The 1,463-nt window shown below is 46.1% G+C and carries 1 protein-coding gene; it reads right to left on the bottom strand.

The features are described 5' to 3' along the window. Window positions 1–1,463, bottom strand: a 1,463-nt coding sequence (locus tag F0229_RS21650; RefSeq protein ID WP_171733694.1) for a VCBS domain-containing protein, incomplete at both ends; no start/stop codon positions are given.

Below are 1,463 nucleotides of genomic sequence, written 5' to 3'. Positions count from 1 at the left end.
TGTAGGTTTTCAATGGATAATTTGCCAATATCGTTGTCATCAACATCGCTAGTATTAGCCAGTAGCTGTGCTGGGGTAAGGACAATTTTATTATCTTCTAAGCCATTCGCTAAACGTACTTCAGCTGATGCGACGGGCGCATCATTGGTGCCATGAACGGTCACTGTGATATCTTTTTTAGCACTGCCATCAATAGATTCAACGGTAAAGGTTTGCTGGAAGCTTTCCCCTGCGCCTAAATGTTGGACTTTATCATTGTCAATGTTGTATGACCAATGGCCTTGTGCGTTGATATTGAACTGACCACCTTCGGTAGTGGTGATGGTTTGTGCGATAAAACCGGCTTGGTCGTGATCCGGGTCAATGACCTGTAACGTGCCACCACTGCTGAGCTGATTGGTGGTATTGCCAAAGGAAGTATGATCTTCGTAAACATGATTATTTAGGCTGGAGTAGGGCGTCACTGCAATTTTTGCTTGGTTATCTTCACCGGTCACTTTCACCATAATGGTGAGCTTCTGACCATCAGTGGTTTCGACTTCGTAGGGGAGCTCCATCGACTCGCCAGCATGTAGGCTACTGATTAGATCGTCCGGATGATGATTGGTACCTGTATTTAATCTGAATTGATAAGTGCCATTAGGCCAAACATCAAGGTAACCAGGTGCAAACCCTTGACCTAAATATTTACCGCTAAAAACAAACTGAGTGTTATCACCACTATCAGGGTCAATCAGCTGAAGCTGGCCTCTATAGGATTTAAATTCACTATCCAGCGCTTGTGTTTCAGTGAGCTGAATGACATTAGAAACCAGTGTGGCTTTATCATCTGTCCCGGCAATCGTAAGCGTGGCGGTTTGTTGCGTACTTCCACCACCATCGATGGCATATTCAAGGTGACTGATAGTTAAAGCGTCGCCGTCTTTATCTGTGGCACCTACTAGCAGATTGAGGGTGTGATGATTATCGGCCCCCTCACTGACACTGTCTGTTAAAGGCGTCACATCAGGGTTGTCGTTAACCGCAGCTAAGTTGGTGGTTGCGCCAGTGTGGGTTACACCACCGTGTGCATCTTTAACGTCATAGCTGAAGTGTACATCGCCGTTATAGTCTTTCTCTGGGGTAAACGTAAACGTACCATCGGCATTGTTTAGAATAGAGCCATGGTCGACATGGAGGTTTTCAATGGTTAGCTTACCGGCGTCATTGGCATCCACATCGACGGTATTCGCTAATAGTTGCGCAGTGGTTAAGGTTTGGCGTGTATCTTCACTGCCATTTGCAAGCACAACTTCAGATGAACAGTAAGGTCTGTCGTTACTGCCGTGAATGGTGATGACAATATCGTGTGTTGTACCATCTTTTGAATGGACTGTAATCGTATCGGTTAGGCTTTGCCCTTCACCAAGCTGGTCAATTGCAGTGCCACGCGTTGTTGCTACGCCACCAATAGCGGCTCTATG

The sequence above is a fragment of the Vibrio sp. AIC-3 genome (assembly GCF_013114515.1).
GTDB classification, from domain to species: domain Bacteria; phylum Pseudomonadota; class Gammaproteobacteria; order Enterobacterales; family Vibrionaceae; genus Vibrio; species Vibrio crassostreae_C.
Note: the sequence above shows the minus strand (reverse complement) of the source record. Positions and strands in the feature narration are given on the sequence as shown.